Genomic DNA, 19,163 nt, shown 5'->3' with positions numbered 1-19,163 from the left:
CCCCGGCAGAGGATTACGCGCTGACTCCTGTTGATATGCCAAATACGTGGCGCTGGGCATGAATCTGGAGTGGCTTGCTGTGACACGCTGCAAGTACGTCCATGTAAGCTCGAGGCCAGCATCCCTGCTGGCCACGGTCACAGCAAGCCACTCCAGATTCATGCCTTCAAATTTTTTGGACAGCCGTAGGGTAATGGATTAGCCGCGAAGCGGTGTAATCCACCGTACAGTTTTGGCACTGACTCTGGCAAAGTCGGTTATAGTTAGCGGGAGCCGACACCGAACGAGGTATTTACTATGAAAACCGCACTGACTGCTGTCCTGATCACTCTTGCTCTGTTTGTTGCTGGCTGCTCCAGCATCAAAGGAAATACGGTGCAAGAGCGCCGTGGCTATGTGGAAAATATGCGCAGCGATGCCCTGCGCGATCTTTACAAGGAACACCCCAAGGCGCGTCAGCAAATTGCCGACGCTGCCGGTTACGCCGTATTCAGTAATATCAATACCAATTTGATTTTTGTGACTACCACGGGTGGCTACGGGGTGGTGACCCGCAAAGGCGGTGGCAAAACCTATATGAGAATGGCCGGTGGCGGCCTGGGCATTGGCGCAGGGTTGCGGGATATGCGCCTGGTGCTGATTTTCAGGAAAGCGCACGATCTGGAAAACTTTGCTGACAATGGCTGGGATGTGTCCGGTCAGGCCGGTGCCACCGCCCAGTCGGATGATCAAGGCGGTTCCGTCAACGTGGTGAAATCCGTGGATTTTGATATTGTCAGTTATGAACTCACCAAAGCCGGAATTGCTCTTGAAGCCACAGTGGATGGGATGAAGTTTTGGCAGGATAAGGAGTTGAATTCACGCGATTAAAACGTATGTTACCTTTCGAACTCCCTGGTAACCACCGTTCGCAAAACCACAAATTTGCTATTGCTGGCGGCTGTTTGGCAGTGTCCAAACAGCCGTTTCAGTTTTACGTGGTACCCCAAATGCCGATTGCCAATTACCCACAGCTCCCCGCCGGTTTTTAAAACGTCTTTGGACTCTCGAAACATCTGCTCGGCAATATGGCTGGTAATGGCATTTTGTTGGTGGAAGGGCGGGTTGCAGAGGATCAGGTCGGCAGTGTTTTGCTCCACACCTTGCAGGCAGTCGGTTACCCGAAAATGTCCCGTGCGGCCCGGACAGTTCAGTGAAAAATTACGTTTTGCCGACGCCACCGCCATAAAGGATTCGTCGGTAAAAACAAGCTCTGCGCCGGGGTTTTTCTGCGCGGCGACAATTCCCAGTAATCCGTTGCCACAGCCCAGGTCGACAATGGTTCGATAACGCTCGTTTTGGGGCAAGTGCTGAATAAAAAAACGGCTGCCGATATCCAGCCCGCGCCGGGAAAATACATTGGCGTGGTTGTGCAGTTGCAAACCCGGTTCTGTCAATTCCAGCTGTTTTGGGTAGGGGGATTTTGCTGTTTTCGTTGTGCTGTTCGCTCTCGAACTATCCACCCTGGCAAAGGCCAGCCGCGCTTTCTTTTTGGCCAGCGAGGTGGTGGTTGTGCCAATCAGTTTTTCAAATACATTCAAGTGGGAACTGTGCAGGTGTTTTACCATGGCCGCTGCCACAATTCGGGTGTTTGAATCGATGTGGTTTTGCAGGCGGTGGAGTTGATCTTCCAGCAGGGCGAGGCTTTTGGGGATTTTGATCAGCACCGCATCAAACAGGGTTTCGGGTTCAGGCCAATGTAAAGAATCCCGCCATTCCACCGAGTCGGTTGACAGTCCATTTGCAGCCAGGTTTTGTGCTGTTCCCTGCTGCGACAGCCAGGAGTCACCAATCGTCACTATCGGAGTGCTTGGGTAAGCTGTGCGCAGGGTCACAGCCAAAGCGCCAAAGCTGTCGTTCAATATCAGTATCGGCCCAGCCAGTTGTTGATCGGCGATGTGGTTTATCAGGTATTCATCGGCAGCATCCCAGGCGCGCAAGGTTTCCCGCTGCCGTTGCGGGTAGCGGGAAAGGGCCAGGGAAGCATTGGGGGAATGATAGGTTTCCATTGGCAAGCAGTTTTGTTTTTATTGCGGTCAAAAGGGCGCAGTATGACAGTTTTTCGAATAACAATAAGGAGCACTTCTAAAAATGCACTATTTCCGCGATAGCGGCGTTGGTGTCGTACTCGAGTCCTCATGTATGTCTTATACACTGCGGGTCTGCGTGCGCCACCGCCTTGCTCTCGCGAAAATATCACTATTTTTAGAAGCGCCCTAAGGAACAACAAACAGAATGAAACCCGTTACCGATAAAATCGTCGATGCCGTAAGCCAGGTGCTGATGGGCAAAGAACCCCAGATTCGTCTGGCGCTGGCCTGCCTGTTGGCGCGCGGACACCTGTTGATTGAAGACTTGCCCGGTATGGGCAAAACCACGCTGGCGCACACTCTGGCGGCGGTGCTGGGGCTGGATTTCAGCCGCGTGCAATTTACCAGTGACTTGTTGCCTGCGGATATTCTCGGCGTGTCGGTGTACAACCGCGACAGCGAGCAATTCCGCTTTCATCCGGGCCCGGTTTTCAATCAACTGCTGCTGGCGGATGAAATTAACCGTACCACCCCGAAAACTCAAAGTGCCTTGCTGGAAGCCATGGCCGAACAGCAGGTCACCATAGAGGGGGAAACACGGGAGCTGCCAACGCCGTTCTTTGTAATTGCCACCCAGAATCCCAGCCATCAATCCGGGACATTTCCACTGCCGGAATCGCAGTTGGACCGTTTTTTAATGCGCTTGTCCCTGGGCTACCCGGATCAGGCGGCGGAGCGCAAATTACTCAGCGGCCTGAATCCGCGAACATTGCTGAAAGACGTGAAACCGGTGATAGAGCTGCCACTGTTGTTGCAGTTGCAGCAACAGGTGGAACAGGTAAAAGCCTCCGCCAGCTTGCTGGATTACCTGCAACGGCTCACCGGCCAGTCCCGCAGTGAACCGGGGTTTGAATTTGGCGTATCCCCCCGTGGCTCTCTGGCCTGGCTGCACAGCGCCCGTGCCTGGGCACTGTTGGAAGGGCGCGACTATGTGATTCCCGAAGACCTTCAGCAAGTGGCCGCTGCTGTGCTGGGGCACCGCCTGCGAGGTACTAACGAATTGGCGGGAATCCCTGGTGACCAGTTGGTGTCGAAGTTACTCGACAGTGTGGATATTGTTTAGGGCACTTCTAAAAATGCACTATTTCCGCGATAGCGGCGTTGGCGTCGTACTCGAGTCCTCATGTATGCCTTATACACTGCGGGTCTGCGTGCGCCGCCGCCTTGCTCTCGCGGAAATATCACTATTTTTAGAAGCGCCCTTTAAGCTATGAATGAATCGGGTTTTATCCGCCGTCACTTTGCCCACTGGCTCAATCAGCGCCTGCCTGCGGCGCGGCGTATTCGCCTGAATCAGCAACGGTTGTTTATTCTGCCCACCAGGGGTGGTTGGGGATTCCTCGGGTTGATCGCGGTACTCTGGTTGCTGGCCACCAATTACGAAAACAGCCCGATTTTTGCCATTGCCTGCTTGCTGAGTGCCCTGTTTGTTACCGCCATTCTTCACAGCTACGCCAATCTTGCCGGGTTGGAAATTTCCTTTGTGGCCGCCGAGCCGGTATTTGCCGGCCAGCGCATGTTGTTTCGCATGGCCGCCTGTTGCGCCGATAAACGCCAGCGTCAGGACATTGCTTTTCGCTTTGGCCACGGTGATCACCAGGTATTGAACCTGCTGGACAGCATACGGCAGGAAGTTCTGGTGCCGTTGGATAGTCGCGACAGAGGGTGGTTGCGGCCGGGGCGGGTAACGGTGGAAAGCCGTTACCCGGTTGGCCTGTTGCGGGTGTGGACTTATCTGGATCTCAACTGCTGCGGACTGGTGTATCCCCGGCCATTGCCTGGAACTGCTGTGGCTTCGCCCCAGGCCAGTGGTGCCGCAGGGCAAAAACAGGCCACAGTGGGCAGCGATGATTTTGCCGGGTTTAAAAAATATCAGCAGGGCATGCCATTACAGCACCTGTCCTGGAAGCACTACGCCCGCGAGCGCGGGCTGTTGGGCAAAGAGTATGCTGACGCCATTGATGAACGCCTGTGGCTGCGTTGGCAGGACTATCCGGGGCTGGACCGGGAAGCACGCCTGTCGCGCCTCTGCGCACGGGTGTTGGAAATCTCCGCTCAGCCGGTGGAATACGGTCTGCAACTGCCCGGGGTTGAGGTGTCTCTGGGGCAGGGCGACAGCCAACGCCAGGAAGTATTGCGCCAACTGGCCCTGTTTGAGATTGCCGATAACGAGGGCAGCCTGTGACCCCTCAGTGGCAAATGCCCCGCGCTGGCCTGGTGTGGTTGCTCTGTGCTCAGGCAGCCATTGCTGCTGGCCTGTCTTCTGCCCTGCCCGGGTGGATACTGTTATTACTGGTGGTTAACTTTGTGTGGCGCCTGCAGGTACACAGGGGGCTGTGGCGCTATCCTGGTCGCTGGGCCAAGGTATTTTTACTGCTGGCCACCATCGCGGGGATGCTGGTGTCCTTTCAGCGTTTTACCGGCCTGGAACCCCTGACGACCTTGTTGGTGAGTGCGGCCAGTTTCAAGTTGCTGGAAATGCACCGCCGCAGGGATGGCATCAAACTGGTGTTTGTCTGCTATTTCACCGCCGTATTGCAATTGCTGTACGAACAAACCATTGCTGTTGCCGCGTATACCCTGCTTTGCGTGCTGCTGGTTACCGCCGCGCTGACCGGTATTTACCAACGGGCAGAAGGGCGGGGCAGCAATTGGTCGCCCTTGCAGCGCAGTGCAGTGATGCTGTTGCAGTCCCTGCCATTGATGGTGGTGCTGTTTTTGGTGCTGCCGCGTTTGCCTGCGTTCTGGGGAGTGCCGGGCCAGCAGCAGGCGTCTACCGGGGTGAGCGGGGAAATGTCCCCCGGGGATTTTTCCCGGTTGGGTAAAAACGGTGATCTGGCGTTTCGGGTGGCCTTTGACGAAGGTACACCACCCCCGGCCCAATTGCTTTACTGGCGCGGGCCGGTACTGACTCACTTTGATGGCCGCCGCTGGAAGCAGATGGACCCGGTGGGATTTCGTGACGGAGGCCATGTGGTTTGGGGTGGCAATGCACCGGCACACCCTGGCCAGCACTGGCAGGAGCGCATTGACAAGGGTGGTCAGCGGCGCGATTACACGCTGATTATGGAGCCCACTCAGCGGCCCTGGCTGTTTGCCTTGCCAGCCCCGCAATCTGCGGAATCCGATGTGGGGCTTACCCGTGAGTTGCGGCTGGTGAGTCAGCAGCCGATAAGTACCAAAAAGCACTACTCGGTCAGCTGGTGGCCCCAGTACCGCTATTTTGCCGATAAATTGGTAACCTGGCAGCGGCGCAAAGTTCTGGAAATTCCCGAGGGTTATAATCCCGGAGCCAGGCAGCGGGCGCTTCAGTGGCGCACCGAAACCGTCACGGAAGAGTCTTACATCCAACGAGTGTTGCAGTGGTTTAATCGGGAGTTCACCTATACGTTGGAGCCGCCACAGCTGGGTACTCACAGCGTGGATGAGTTTTTGTGGCAGACCCAGCGGGGGTTTTGCGAGCATTTTGCCAGCAGTTTTGTATTTCTGATGCGTGCTGGCGGCATACCGGCAAGGGTGGTTACCGGTTATCAGGGGGCCGAGCGGCACCCGGATGGCTACCTGTTGGTGCACCAATACAATGCTCATGCCTGGGCCGAGGTGTGGCTGCCGAACAAGGGCTGGGTGCGGGTAGACCCCACCGCAGCCGTAGCACCAGAGCGCATTGAACAGGGCGCGGAAAGTTTTTTCAGTAACAGTCAGAGTGCATTGACGGAAGGTGGGTTTTCTCTGTCGCGGTTTCGTCATATTGATTTGTTAAACCAACTGCGGCTGCAACTGGATGCGCTGGATTACTACTGGAGCAAGTGGGTACTGGGATACCAGAGTCAGCAAAAGTCGCTGTTGCAACGTTGGTTGGGTGAAGTCAGCTGGCGCAGCATTGGCCTGTTGCTGTTGGCCACAGGAGCTCTGGTGATTGGCGCGGTGCTGTTGTGGTTGCTGCGCGGCAGTTTACAGGCCCAGCGCCGCACACCCTTGCAACGGTCGTTTGAGCGCCTGTGCGGTAAACTCGCAAAAGCGGGCTGGCCGCGTCGCTGTGGTGAGGGGCCAAGGGCTTATCTGCAACGGTTGCAGGGTGGGCAAATGAACAAAAAAACAGCCAATGGCAACAATGCGTTGATGGCGTTGAAATTGTACGAACAAATTTGTTACGGGGAGCAACTCCAATACACCGAGGCGTTTTATCGGGAGGTAAAACGGTTTCGGTAGGCCGGTAAGCCAGAAAGGAGTACCAAACGATGGAAAATGATCGACACAAACAGCAGATGGTCAGCGCCAGTTCTGCGCTGCCGGGTCGAACCACAGCGGTAACGGTACCCGCCGAACACTACGTGACCGGCAACGACATGCAAACCCCGTTTCCGCTGGGTATCCAGCAGGCCATGTTTGCCATGGGGCCATTCTGGTTGCCGGAATTTCTCTATTGGCAGCAGGACGGCATCTACGCTACCGCCGTGGGCTATGCCGGTGGGTATACACCCAACCCCCGCGCCGACGAAGTGGCCAGTTCGCAAACCGGCCACGCGGAAGTGGTGCTGGTGGCCTATGATGCTTCCGAAATCAGCTATCGACGCCTGCTGAAAATCTTTTGGGAATGCCACAACCCCACCCAGGGAATGCGTCAGGGCGAGCACGTGGGAACCCAGTATCGGTCGGCGATTTTCTGTTTTGACAATGAACAGCTGCAACAGGCGGAAGCAAGCCTGGCGCATTACCAGAAGCGGCTATCCGAGAAGGGCTTTGGCGATATCACTACCGCAGTGGAAATGGCTCCTGAGTTCTACTATGCCGATGCGGAGCAACAGCAATACCTGGCAAAAAACCCCGACGGCGAAGCCGAGCTGGAGGGTACGGGCGTAAAGATTCAGTGGGATTGATTGGCTGCGGGCATTAGTTTGTAACGTCATTCTGAGCAAAGCGAAGAATCCCGTATCTGACACCAGGGCTGGGATCCTTCGCTGTACTCAGGATGACGGCATCCCGACACTACTCTTGATACGAACACCAATCACTCCAACTCCCCGCATAGAGCCTGGCATCGTGAATGCCGGCCATTTCCATTGCCAGCAGGTTGACGCAGGCGGTGACGCCGGAGCCGCAATAAACCACGATTTCTTTGTTTTCCGCCACCGGTGCCCAGCGTTGTTTCTGATGACTGGGGCAGCGGGCAAAGCCCTGTTCGTCGGTGACTTCCTGCCAGGGGAAATTGGCGGCGCCGGGAATGTGCCCGGCGATGGGGTCAATGGGTTCCTGCAAGCCTTGATAGCGAGGTGTTTCCCGGGAGTCGATCAATATTCGCCGGGGGCTCTCCAGCTGCTCACAAACGTTGTGGTAATCCACTGTCCAGCCTGTCTGGGGCCGGGCTTCAAAGTTGCCTTGTTGTGGCACTGCCGGCGCTTCTTTTGATAGCGGCAATCCCTGTTGGCGCCAACCGCTGTAGCCACCATCGAGTACGTAAACCTCGGTGTGGCCAAAATAGCGCAGCAGCCACCAGAGCCGGGAAGCGTAGGCAAATCTGTGGTCGTCGTAGGCAATTATGGTGGTATCGCCGCTGACGCCAAAGCTGGACATGGTGTTTGAAAATTGCTCCGGGCTCGGCAATGGGTGACGGCCACCGTGTTTGGCTTTTGCGCCTGAGAGATGGCTATCCAGGTGAAGATAGTGGCTGCCGGGTATATGGCCCTCGTTGTAGGCCAACTGGCCTTGCCCGGTATCCGCCAGATTAAAGCGGCAGTCGAAAATAATGAGATTGTCTGTTTCCAGCGCGTTGAGTTCATCAACGGAAATCATGGGTGACGAGGTCATGGTAAGGGTCCCAGTGGTACACTGCGTTAAGGGCACTTCTAAAAATGCACTATTTCCGCGATGGCGGCGTTGGTGGCGTACTCGACTCCTCATGTATCCTTTATACACTGCGGGTCTGCGTGCGCCACCGCCTTGCCCTCACGAAAATATCACTATTTTTATAAGTGCCCTTGAGTCTACCAAACCAAAGGAAAGGCAGTGAAGATACCGTTATTTATTGTCGCCATTTTTGCAACTCTGCAAGCTCAGGGAACCACACCTCAGGATGATATGCAGGCCTGCCTGGTGGATGCCCTGGCCACTGCCGCTGATAATGTCACGGTGGGGGAATTGCGCCAACAGTGCCACAACAAGTTGACCATACAGGAGCAATTCCAGTTTTCCGACGTTCTGGCCAACACCGCCTTGAAACGCCGTATAGCCCAGGAAATATCCGCCTCCGATAACCCATTCGCCCTGATTGCTCACCGCCCGACCTACTTTCTTACCGGCGTGTACAACGGCGGCATTGACGAGTCGGTCAACGTTCAGGAAGGGCAGTTGGATGATGTGGAAGCCCAGTTTCAGATGAGTTTTAAAATTCCCCTCTACCGCGGACTGTTTCGCGAGGTGCCGTTGCTGAAGGAGGTGTTTGGAGAAAACGGCAACCTCAGTTTTGCCTACACCAACCGCTCATTCTGGCAGGTGTACAACAGCGAGCTGTCGGCACCGTTTCGGGAGACGAATCACGAGCCGGAAATGATCCTGTCATTTTACAACGACTGGCAGTGGGGCAAGTTGCGCAATGTGGCCAACCAGTTTGTGTTTAATCATCAGTCCAATGGCCGCAATGTGCCGTTTTCCCGCAGCTGGAACAGGGTGATGATGGATTTTATCTTTGAGTATGGCGACAATTTTGCGTTCTCCCTCAAGCCCTGGTACCGGCTCCCGGAGCCCCTGAAGATGGACCCGTTGGAAACCACCGGTGACGACAACCCGGATATTACCCGCTTCCTCGGTCACTTCGAGTGGCAGGGGGTTTATGATCGCGGTGGTCACAGTATCAGTTTGATGGTGCGCGACCCGATTACCGCGGAAGGAGCATATGAACTGGGCTGGAGCTTTCCCATCAATGATCGCTTGCAGGGTTATATGAAGTACTTTAACGGCTACGGGGAAAGTTTGATTGACTATAATGTGAAGCACGAAACCATTGGTATCGGATTTCAACTGACCGATTGGCTCTAGGAGTGCTGCAGGTTAATTTTGCCGGGCACTGCGCCAGTGAACTTAACAAAATTAAATTGAAGAATTACTTGGAGGAAGCACTCTGTGTTAATTTATGAAGTAAATCTCACTGTGAGTCGGGATATTGCGTCAGACTATCGAACCTGGCTGCAAACCCACATTGAGGACATGCTAAAGAATCCCGGCTTTCATGCCGCTAAATTCTATCAGCGAGACGCTGACCAGGCGGGAGGGGACGGTGAGTGCTGGACGGTGCACTATTTTGTCGAAAGCCGCGCAGCTCTCAATGAGTATCTGGATGGCCCTGCAATTGCCATGCGTGAAGACGGTATCAAGCGCTTTGGTGGCAAATTCAGCGCCAATCGCAGGGTGTTGGAACCGTTGGAGAAGTTTGTCGATGAGAATGACTGAGTAATGGTCACAGCTCATTGCTAAAGGACAAATAATGATAATAAACCGATTCTGTGCGCCTGTTGTTGCACGTTGTGTGTTGTTCGGTGCGGCGCTTCTGTCCGGACTGTTTGCCGGATTCAATTCCCGGGCTCAGGACTCAAATTCAGCTGAACCTGAAGGTTCAGCCTACCTCAACTTCATCAAGCCGCTGCCACAATCACTTCCGGTAAACCGGGAAAAAGCATTGTTAGGGCAGCAACTTTTCCATGATTCAGGCCTGGGGGCGGGGCGCGCCTCCTGCGGTACCTGTCACAGTGTGGAGCTCTGGGGCAGTGACGGGCTGAAAAAATCCATCGACGTTCGCGGCGGATTTGACGACATGAACACCCTGACGGTGTTTAACGCCGTGTTCAATTTTCGCCTGATGTGGAATGGCGCTGTAGATGACCTCCATGGGCAAGTGGATGCAGTGGTGAACAATGATCGCCACATGGGAGCCGGCTGGACGGTGGCTTTGCAATATGTGCGCAGTAAAAACGATTATCAGCAACAATTTAAAAAGCTGTACGGGGGTGTGATTGATAAAAGCAGCATCACCGATGCCATAGTGCAGTACGAGCGTACCCTGATTACCCCAAATGCCCCGTTTGACCGCTTTCTGCGCGGAGACAACAACGCCATCAATGAGCAGCAAAAACAGGGGCTGAAACTTTTTATAGATTACGGCTGTATCGCCTGCCATCAGGGAATCAATGTGGGCGGAAATATGTTTGCGCGTTTTGGCGTGTTTGTCGAGCCGTACAAAACAGTGGTGGCAACCAATGAATTTGATCTGGGGCGTTTTAATGTAACTGGCGTGGAATCGGACCGTTTCGTAATGCGAGTGCCCAGCCTGAGAAATGTGGCCAAAACCGGGCCTTATTTTCACAGTGGTTCTACGGCCAGGTTGCAGGATGCCATCAAAACCATGGGTTATTACCAGTTGGGGCGCAAGATTCCCGATGAGGAGGCGGAATTAATCGCTCGCTTTCTCGAATCCCTCACCGGTGAAAAGCCGGAGCCGTTGCAATGATGATCAATCGCAGCCTGTTTGTACTCTTGTTGTGCGCGGTATTTGTGCTGATCTGGGTGGCTTTGACGGCCAACGTTGAGGAAGATGAGCGCCTTCTGGAAGGTCTGGCACAGCTGCGCACCACTGATGCCAGGCTCAACGAAGAAGTTGGTCGCAGCTACATCGGTATTTCTGTAAATTACGATGAGCTGATCAAATACCTTGATGAACTGCGCAACAGGTCCAGGGAGTTTGCTGATCAGGTCGCTGATATCGAAGGCACACAAAGTCGCCTGAAAAACTTCACACAAACCCTTGCGGATAAAGAACAGCGAATTGAGGAGTTTAAATACCACAACTCGGTGATGCGCTTGACCTGGCATCACTACCCTTCACTGAGCCTGAGCACCCTGAAGGTGCTGGAAGAACAGGTGTCCTCCGGCGACACTGCCCGTGCAGAGTTGTTGTTGCTGGCTAAAAATCTGGTGATGTCTACCTCCCTGATGGTGAACAGCAATCAGGGTGCAGAGGTGGTGCGTGAATATCTGGCTAGCTTTACGCAAAAGCGCCACCAGTTTGGTGACAACGAGCAGGAACTCGACCTGCTGAGCAGTTACTCGGAAAAAATTCTCCAATACCAGGGCAGCCTCGACAGTTTGACCAAGCAGATTTACGCTCATCGACTGGAACAGGCCATGGATCAGATGGAGCGGTTTTTGCTGCAAAAAAGACAGGCGTCGGAAAAACGCATTGAGGCATTGCGTATTGCCGCTTTGCTGGGAGCGATTTTGCTGAGTGGGGTGATGATCTATCTGGTGAGAAGAATCTCCCGCACCTCCCGCAAACTCGATGAGTCCAAACAACAGGCCGATTTTCAGCAATACGTTCTCAATGAATACGCCATGGTAACCATTATTGATACCGATGGCATGATTCGCGAGGTGTCGGATCGCTTTTGTGAAAAACTGGGTTACTCGCGGGATGAACTGGTGGGCAAGCCGCGCACGGTATTGTTTTCCAGTGAACATGACGTGGATTTCTATAAAAAGATCTGGGGCAAGATAAATACCGGGGAGAGCTGGAAAGGGGAAACGTGCCTGGATTGCAAAAATGGCGACAAGTTCTGGTCCATCACCACCATTGTTCCCAAGCGCAATTCAAAGGGCAAAATTGTTGAGTTTATTTTTATACGCGCAGATATCAGTGACCTGAAAAGGGCAGAGGCGGAAATATCTGCATTGGCGCGTTTGCCGGAAGAAAACCCGGAAGCGGTGTTGCGTATCGATGATCAACACAAGGTGGCCTATGCCAACAAGCCTGCCGAACACCTGCTGAATCATTGGGGGGTTGGCCGAGGTGAGCGAGTACCGGAAACCTGGCAGTTGTTGTTTGACGACCTGCGGCGTACCGGGCGTGATCAGGAAGTGGAGGTGGAGTCCGCCGGGCGCTGCCTGCTGTTGTTGATTATACCGGTGGCGGATACGCCTTATATCAACATATACAGTCGCGATATTACCGCCCGCAAAAAGGCCGAAAAAGAACTCGCTTACATGGCCTACCACGACGACCTGACCGGCTTGATCAACCGCGGTGCGTTTGAGCAGGAATTGAATGCTGCGGTGATGAGTGCGGCCAATGGCGTTCTGGTTCATACCCTGATGTACATTGATCTCAACCAATTCAAGATTGTCAACGACACCTGTGGCCACATGGCGGGGGATGAGCTGCTGAAACAGGTGACGCGGATTTTCAATGACGCAGTGCGTGGCAGTGATATTGTCGGTCGCCTGGGCGGTGATGAATTCGGCATTATTTTGTGGGGCTGCGATGTGGATGCGGCGACAAAGGTGGCCGAAAAAATCACCGGCATCATGCAGGGGTTTCGTTTCCCCTGGAACGATCTGTTTTTTGATGTGGGCGCCAGCATCGGCATTGTCCGGGTTGATGATTCCGGCAGCGGTGTTGAAGATCTGATGGGCAAGGCAGATGTGGCCTGTTACTCCGCCAAGGAGGATATGGGCCGGCACATTCATTTGTATCAGGAGCAGGCATCGGAAGCCTCGGTTCGCCACAATGAAATGCACTGGGTGTCAAGAATCCCCAAAGCGCTGGAGAACGATCAATTCTGTTTGTTTGTACAACCTATTGTGGCGTTGAAGCAAGAGGCGTCACGGCCTCGCTACGAGGTGCTGGTGCGGATGCGCGATGAAGACGGCGAGTTCATTCCCCCTGGTGCTTTCCTGCCGGCGGCGGAACGCTTTAAACAAATTACCCTGATCGACAGTTGTGTTATCAACAAGATTTTTGAGTTTATGGCGCAGCATGCCAGCTATATCGAAACCCACAATCCGATATTTTGTGTCAACCTTTCTGGCTGTTCCCTTGGGGATGTGGATATCCTGGAACTGGTGACTAAAAATTGTGAACAACACCCTCGGCTTATGCAGAATTTGCACTTCGAGGTGACGGAAACATCGGCGGTAAAAGATTTTGCCGTTACCAGCAGCTTTATCGAACAATTCCTTATTCTGGGCTGTGATGGCATATCACTGGATGACTTCGGCAGTGGCATGTCGTCTTTTGCGTACCTGCAACAGCTGCCCGTGGACGCGGTAAAAATCGACGGTTCTTTTGTGAAAGGTATGGTCGGTAACGAAGTGAATTATTCCATTGTCAAATCTGTTCATGCCATTGGTAACGCATTGGGCATGGAAACCGTGGCGGAATGGGTGGAAGACCGTGAAACCATCAGGCTGTTGAAAAAAATTGGCGTGGATTACATTCAGGGCTACGTGGTTTCTGCTCCATTCCCTATTGATAACCTGCTGGACAGCAAAGACTGGGAGCAGTTCTCCGCGGTGGTTTGTTCAGATTATTAAACCGGCAACCTTATAGGTTGCGTTTAATAATGCGGCACAGGGATGTGCCGCCGCTGGCGTAGCCAGCGCGAGCTCAATAAAATCAAGCACTTCCGCGCAAGTGCGTTAGGTTCTATTGCCGGGTTAATAATAGTTCTGAACTGGGCACAGCTTCCATCAGCCGCCGGCAGTATTCCGTTTGCGGTTGGCTGAACAGCACCTCGGTCTGTTCTGTTTCCATCAGTTTCCCCTTGTACATCACCGCCACCCGGTCACAGAGCATGCGCACCACAGACAGGTCGTGGGAAATAAACATCATGGTCAGCTGGCGCTCCTTGCACAGCCGCAGAATCAGTTCCAGTATTTGCGCCTGTATGGTTACGTCCAGGGCCGAAACCGGCTCGTCAGCCACGATAAATTCCGGCTCGCTGGCAATGGCGCGGCCAATGGCGATGCGCTGACGCTGGCCGCCGGAAAATTCATGGGGATACTTGCGCACAAATGCCCTGGCCAGCCCCACATCGTCCATCAGCGCCAGCACTTTTTCTGTCACGTTTTTGCGGTTTGCCAGGCCGTGGTACAGCAGGGGTTCTGCCAGGGTGTCGAATACCGTCATGCGCGGGTTAAGAGATGCGTAAGGGTCCTGAAAGATCATTTGCATCCGCGGCCTTAATGGTTGCATCTGACGGTTGTTGTATCCCTGGATGTGCTGGTTATCGTAGGTAATTTGGCCGGAAACTCTGGCGGAATGACTGCTAATCAGATTCAGCAAAGCGCGCCCGGTGGTGGATTTTCCCGAACCGGATTCACCCACAAGGCCGAGAATTTCGCCGCGGTAAATATCCAGGGTGACGTCGTTCACCGCTTTGGTCCATTGACCTTTGCCACTGGCGAATTGCACCGCCAGATTGCTGCAACTGACCAGTGGCTTGTGGTCCGCTGTGCTGGTGGCCTGTTTGCCCCCCTGGGGAATGGCAGCCAGTAATTGTTTGGTATACGGGTGTTGAGGTGCCGTAAAAATAGCTGTGCGATCTGCCTGCTCGACAATTTTTCCCTTTTGCATTACCGCCACTTTGTCGGCAATCTCCGATACTACTGCGAGATCGTGGCTGATAAACAATACGGCGATATGGTGGCGTTGTTGCAGTTGATGGATCAGCTGCAACACTTGTGCCTGCACGGTAACGTCCAGTGCGGTGGTGGGTTCGTCGCAAATCAGCAGTTTGGGTTCTGTAATCAGCGCCATGGCAATCATCACCCGCTGGCGCATGCCACCAGAAAACTGATGGGGGTAGTCGTTGTAGCGCTGTTCTGCGGGGTTGATGCCCACTTCTTCAAGTATGGCAATGGCTCGCTGGCGGGCTTGGCTGCGGGTAATGTTGCGGTGTTCCAGCAGGGGTTCGATCAGTTGTTCGCCCACGGTCAGGTGCGGCGTGAGGCTGGTCATCGGGTCCTGAAAAATAATGGCAATGTCGTTGCCTCGCACCTGGCGCAATTCTCTGGCACTCATTTTCAATAAATCGCGGCCATCGAACAGGGCTGTACCGCTTTCTATTTTCCCCGGTGGCTGGGGAATCAGATTGAGCAGGCTGTAGCAGCTGACGGATTTTCCGGAACCGGATTCGCCGACAATGGCGAGGGTCTCACCACGGTCGATGGAAAAACTGACATCGTCCACCGACTTCACCACACCGTTGCGGGTGTGGAAGTAAGTTCGTAGATTGTTTACTTTTAATAGTGCCATAGCGAATTAAATATAAATTATGACCAATGTGGCCTTCAGCTGGTAAAGGTTTTCAGGCACGCTGTGAATACATCCTTGTACGCTCTTTGGCCGCTATCCCTGCGGCCAACGGCCTGAAAACCTTTACCAGCCGAAGACCTTCCGGTGGCAGACTGCGAGGTATGAGTTGGGTATTGTTTGTTATGACCGCGGCCAGCATGGATGCTGGCCACGAGCCCCCATGGATGGGTTCACGGCGTGTCATAACAAACAATACCCGGCTCATGCCGGACTATCTCATCAATCCTTACTCGCTTTAGGATCAAGAGCATCCCGCAAGCCATCACCCAAAAAATTCAAGGCAAACAAGGTGATGGACAGCGCCAACCCCGGAAAGATTAACAGCCAGGGGTATTCTTCCATGGTTTCCACACCGTAGTTGATCAACAGACCCCATGAGCTCTCCGGTGGTTGGATGCCGAGCCCCAGGAAGCTCAAAAACGCCTCCAGCAACATCACGTTGGGAATGGTGAGGGTGGTGTACACAATCACCGGTCCCAGGGTGTTGGGAATGATATGGCGGCGCAGGATGGCCCAGCGGGACAGGCCGATGGCGGTGGCGGCTTCTACAAACTCCTGATGGCGCAGGTTTTGTACCTGGCCGCGCACAATACGGGCCATGGTGAGCCATTCCACCGCACCAATGGCGAGAAACAACAGCAGAATGTTTTTGCCGAATATTACCATCAGCAAAATAATAAAAATCATAAAGGGCAGGGCGTAGAGAATATCCACAAAGCGCATCATGGCGGCGTCAATGCGGCCACCCATATAGCCCGCTACAGCGCCGTAAAGCACGCCGATAAGCAGCGCTACGCCGGTGGCTACAAAACCTACCGCCAGGGAAACACGACCACCGTAGAGAATGCGAGTAAGCAGATCGCGGCCAAAGGTATCGGTGCCCAGCCAGTGATCCCATGAGGGCGGGGTAGCGCCCAGTTCCAGGTTTTGCTGGTCGTAGGAGTACGGGGCCAACCAGGGGGTCAGCACTGAGACCACAACCAGCAGGCTCAATACGCCGAGGCCAAACAGTGCCAGGCGATTTTTGCCCAGCCGTACCCAGGCGTCTTGCCACAGGCTGCTGCCTTTTTCCGCAGGTAAGGTGGGTGTACTACTGGTCATTGCCCACCTCCCTGGTATTGCTGTCGCAGTTTGGGGTTGAGCCATACGGAGAGCACATCTGACAGCAAATTGAAGACAATAATCAGAGTGGCGAACAACACGGTGGTACCCATAATCAGAGTGTAATCCCGATTAAAAGCCCCCTGAACGTAAAGGCGGCCCATGCCGGGAATCTGGAAAACGGTTTCCACCACAAAGGAACCAGACAGCAAGCCTGCGAAGGCGGGGCCCAAAAACGCCACCACTGGAATCAGGCCACCGCGCAGCCCGTGTTTGAAGACTATGCGTGATTCGGGTAAGCCTTTGGCGCGGGCGGTGCGAATGTAATCCTGGGACATCACCTCCAACATGCCGCCTCGGGACAAACGCGCCACATAAGCAGCGTAGGCCGCACCCAGGGTAATGGCAGGGAGGATTTTGTCGCTGGGAATGGTTCCCCAGCCGGAAATTGGCAACCAGTCCAGCCACAAACCAAATACCAGTACCAGCAACGGCCCCAACAAAAATGAAGGCATGCAAATGCCCATCATGGCCACCGACATGGGCACGTAGTCTTGCGCGCTGTTGGGGCGCAACGCCGCCACCACGCCGGCGCTGACACCAATCAGTACTGCCACCAGCATGGCGTAAAACCCCAGTTCCGCAGTGGCGGGCAATCCGGCGGCAATCAGCTCATTTACCGTGCGGCCTACGTACTTGAACGACGGCCCAAACTCACCCTGCAACAGGTTGCCCAGGTAATTGACGTACTGCTGCCACACCGGTTTGTCCAACCCGTAGAGCGCACCGAGTTCGGCATACACCTCTGGCGGCATGGCTTTGTCGGAGGCCAGCGGGTCGCCGGGGGCGGCGCGCACCAAAAAGAAGGTCAGGGTGACTACCGCAAAGAGCACAGGAATGGCTTGCAACAGACGTATCAGGGTGAATCGCAACATCAATTACGGCTCGCTTTGGTGGTGTGGTGCGGGTTCGAGGTAGAAATGACTGAAGAACGGTCTATCCAACAGGTTTGACGTAACCCCTTTCAGGGACGGGTGCACCAGGTGGCGGGTGGCGTAGGTGTAAATGGGAATGGCCGGCAATTCGTCGAGCAGGATTTTTTCCGCTTTCATCAGCAGGGCGTAGCGTTGTTCGCGACTGGTGGCGCGGGGCGCCTGTTCCAATATCAAGTTATCGTATTCCGGGCTGTGCCAGCCGGTGCGGTTGTTGCCGCCGTCTTTCAGCCACATGTCCAGAAAGGTGTTCGGGTCCAGGTAATCGCCAATCCAGGACGCGCGTGATATTTGAAATTCCCCACGCTTTTCCGAATCCAAGTATACCTTCCAGTCTTCATTGCGCAGGGTAATATTGATGTTCAGTTCTTTCTTCCACATCTGTTGGATGGCCACGGCAATTTTGCGGTGATTTTCAGAGGTGTTGTACAGCACTTCCAGGGTGTCGATGCCCTCGCCGTTGGGGTAACCCGCCTCTACCAGCAGCTGTCGTGCACGTTCCGGGTTGTAACTGAGGCTGGATTCCGCAGTATACCCGGCAGTATCCGGTGGCGTGATGCTGTACGCGGGCAATTGCCCCTGTTTGGTAATGCGCTCGACAATTTGCTGACGATCAATGGCCAGCGCCAGGGCCCGCCGCACTTTGATGTCGTCAAGTGGTTTTACCCGGGTGTTAAGGCGGTAAAAATAAGTGCCCAGGTAGGGTTGATTGCGCAATTGCTGCGGTGCGTTCTTACGGTAGAAGGCGGTTTTATCTGCGGGAATTTCGTAAGTGTGATGCAGCTGCTCGGCGCGAAACATTCGTTCCTCGGTGGTGATGTTTTCCGTGGGCAAAAAGCGAATGCCGTTGAGGGCCACCTGGTCTGCTTTGTGGTAGTGAGGGTTTTTATCCACCGCAATGTAGTTAAACAGTTTCCATTCCGACAACTGAAAAGCGCCATTGCTGACCAGGTTCCCCGGCCGCGTCCAATGGCTGCCCCGACTCCAGGGGTCGCCGTGGGCTTCGATAGCGCTGCGGGGCACCGGGTAATAACTGTGATGGCTGAGCAGGCCAAGAAAATAGGGAGTGGGGTTTTCCAGCTGTATTTGCAGGCTGTGCGGGCCCATAACGGTAATACCCACCTCGTCAAAATTGCTGATTTCACCGCGCAGGTAAGGGGCGGCGTTTTTGATGGGGTAGTACATATAGCTGTACTGGTTGCCCAGCTTGGGATGCATGGCACGCCACAGACTCCAGCGAAAATCTTCGGCGGTTACCGGCTTGCCATCGGACCAGCGCGCCTCTGGGTTTAAATAGAATTGGTAGGTAGTGCCATCGTCGCTGACTTGCCAGCGTTGCGCCACACCGGGCACTGGCTCCAGGCTTTGTGGGTGGCTGTTTACCAGGGGTTCGAACAAGGCTTCCTGAATATAGGATTCCGACACGCCGGTGGTAATGTGAGGGTCCAGTTCCTGAGGCTCGGTGCCGTTACCCCAGTAGAGAATGCCCTCACGGTTGCCTCGCTCCACGTTGGTTTCACTGTCGTTGCATGCGGCTAGCAGAAGAAAGCCAACCAAGAGGAGGATTGTTTTTTTCACGGCCATTTTTCGCAGTTACAGATTTTGCTGCAAGCATAACTGCACCATAGCCGCAATAACAGGGAGTTGAGTAAAGATCAGGAGTAAAGTTTTGTTGAGGTTGAGTCTGTTGTCGTTTTAAAGGTGTTTGCATTTTGTGAATGTATGTATTGACATTTTGGGCTGTTTGTGGGAAAAGGTTCCCGCGCAAAATTTGTTGTCAGGTAAAAAAGGGACAGCATGGAG

15 protein-coding genes are annotated in these 19,163 nt (G+C 54.2%); 9 read left to right on the top strand and 6 right to left on the bottom strand.

The genetic code is table 11. The annotated features are described in order from the left end of the window. Window positions 1-297 precede the first annotated feature (297 nt). Window positions 298-870 carry a lipid-binding SYLF domain-containing protein gene (locus ACVBEJ_RS01305; protein ID WP_447127778.1) on the top strand — a complete coding sequence of 191 codons (573 nt, stop codon included), beginning with the start codon at window positions 298-300 and terminating at the stop codon, window positions 868-870. Window positions 871-878: 8 nt separating this feature from the next. Here ACVBEJ_RS01305 and ACVBEJ_RS01300 read toward each other — a convergent pair whose 3' ends face one another. After that, window positions 879-2,048 (bottom strand): methyltransferase, encoded by a 1,170-nt coding sequence (locus ACVBEJ_RS01300; RefSeq protein ID WP_447127777.1) that lies wholly within the window; start codon window positions 2,046-2,048, stop codon window positions 879-881. A gap of 226 nt (window positions 2,049-2,274) precedes the next feature. Between ACVBEJ_RS01300 and ACVBEJ_RS01295 the strand changes: the two genes are divergently transcribed. The 4 genes from ACVBEJ_RS01295 to msrA all read left to right on the top strand — a co-directional run bounded on the left by ACVBEJ_RS01295 (window position 2,275) and on the right by msrA (window position 7,006). After that, window positions 2,275-3,192 (top strand): AAA family ATPase, encoded by a 918-nt coding sequence (locus ACVBEJ_RS01295; RefSeq protein WP_447127776.1) that lies wholly within the window; start codon window positions 2,275-2,277, stop codon window positions 3,190-3,192. 147 nt (window positions 3,193-3,339) lie between these two features. Continuing rightward, complete coding sequence (locus tag ACVBEJ_RS01290) at window positions 3,340-4,314, top strand: DUF58 domain-containing protein (protein WP_447127775.1); 975 nt, start codon at window positions 3,340-3,342, stop codon at window positions 4,312-4,314. Continuing rightward, the gene (locus tag ACVBEJ_RS01285) at window positions 4,311-6,338 is read left to right on the top strand and encodes a transglutaminase family protein (RefSeq protein WP_447127774.1); all 2,028 of its coding nucleotides are present in this window, start codon (window positions 4,311-4,313) and stop codon (window positions 6,336-6,338) included. The genes ACVBEJ_RS01290 and ACVBEJ_RS01285 overlap by 4 nt, the downstream gene beginning before the upstream one ends. Before the next feature lie 29 nt (window positions 6,339-6,367). Beyond that, complete coding sequence (msrA, locus tag ACVBEJ_RS01280; protein WP_447127773.1) at window positions 6,368-7,006, top strand: peptide-methionine (S)-S-oxide reductase MsrA; 639 nt, start codon at window positions 6,368-6,370, stop codon at window positions 7,004-7,006. A 109-nt stretch (window positions 7,007-7,115) separates the two neighbouring features. Here the strand turns inward: msrA and ACVBEJ_RS01275 are convergent, their stop codons facing one another. Continuing rightward, window positions 7,116-7,934: a sulfurtransferase gene (locus ACVBEJ_RS01275; protein ID WP_447127772.1), complete on the bottom strand. Its 819-nt coding sequence runs from the start codon at window positions 7,932-7,934 to the stop codon at window positions 7,116-7,118. Window positions 7,935-8,132: 198 nt separating this feature from the next. Here ACVBEJ_RS01275 and ACVBEJ_RS01270 point away from each other — a divergent pair, with 198 nt between their 5' ends. The 4 genes from ACVBEJ_RS01270 to ACVBEJ_RS01255 all read left to right on the top strand — a co-directional run bounded on the left by ACVBEJ_RS01270 (window position 8,133) and on the right by ACVBEJ_RS01255 (window position 13,484). Next, window positions 8,133-9,161: a phospholipase A gene (locus tag ACVBEJ_RS01270; RefSeq protein WP_447127771.1), complete on the top strand. Its 1,029-nt coding sequence runs from the start codon at window positions 8,133-8,135 to the stop codon at window positions 9,159-9,161. An 84-nt stretch (window positions 9,162-9,245) separates the two neighbouring features. Continuing rightward, window positions 9,246-9,572 carry a DUF4286 family protein gene (locus tag ACVBEJ_RS01265; protein WP_447127770.1) on the top strand — a complete coding sequence of 109 codons (327 nt, stop codon included), beginning with the start codon at window positions 9,246-9,248 and terminating at the stop codon, window positions 9,570-9,572. Window positions 9,573-9,606: 34 nt separating this feature from the next. After that, complete coding sequence (locus ACVBEJ_RS01260; RefSeq protein ID WP_447127769.1) at window positions 9,607-10,626, top strand: cytochrome-c peroxidase; 1,020 nt, start codon at window positions 9,607-9,609, stop codon at window positions 10,624-10,626. Beyond that, complete coding sequence (locus tag ACVBEJ_RS01255; protein ID WP_447127768.1) at window positions 10,623-13,484, top strand: EAL domain-containing protein; 2,862 nt, start codon at window positions 10,623-10,625, stop codon at window positions 13,482-13,484. The genes ACVBEJ_RS01260 and ACVBEJ_RS01255 overlap by 4 nt, the downstream gene beginning before the upstream one ends. Before the next feature lie 112 nt (window positions 13,485-13,596). On the opposite strand, the gene ACVBEJ_RS01250 is transcribed toward ACVBEJ_RS01255, so the two are convergent. From ACVBEJ_RS01250 to ACVBEJ_RS01235, 4 genes are all read right to left on the bottom strand, one after another. Next, window positions 13,597-15,207: an ABC transporter ATP-binding protein gene (locus ACVBEJ_RS01250; protein WP_447127767.1), complete on the bottom strand. Its 1,611-nt coding sequence runs from the start codon at window positions 15,205-15,207 to the stop codon at window positions 13,597-13,599. A 279-nt stretch (window positions 15,208-15,486) separates the two neighbouring features. Further along, window positions 15,487-16,368 (bottom strand): ABC transporter permease, encoded by an 882-nt coding sequence (locus tag ACVBEJ_RS01245; RefSeq protein WP_447127766.1) that lies wholly within the window; start codon window positions 16,366-16,368, stop codon window positions 15,487-15,489. Continuing rightward, complete coding sequence (locus ACVBEJ_RS01240; RefSeq protein ID WP_447127765.1) at window positions 16,365-17,303, bottom strand: ABC transporter permease; 939 nt, start codon at window positions 17,301-17,303, stop codon at window positions 16,365-16,367. The genes ACVBEJ_RS01245 and ACVBEJ_RS01240 overlap by 4 nt, the downstream gene beginning before the upstream one ends. Window positions 17,304-17,306: 3 nt before the next feature. Then, on the bottom strand, window positions 17,307-18,938 hold the full coding sequence (locus ACVBEJ_RS01235; RefSeq protein ID WP_447127764.1) for a peptide ABC transporter substrate-binding protein: 1,632 nt from the start codon (window positions 18,936-18,938) through the stop codon (window positions 17,307-17,309). Between the last annotated feature and the right edge of the window lie 225 nt (window positions 18,939-19,163).

This window comes from Porticoccus sp. GXU_MW_L64 (assembly GCF_052983295.1).
The sequence above is the reverse complement of the archived record's forward strand: the minus strand, read 5'-3'. Positions and strand labels throughout refer to the sequence as shown.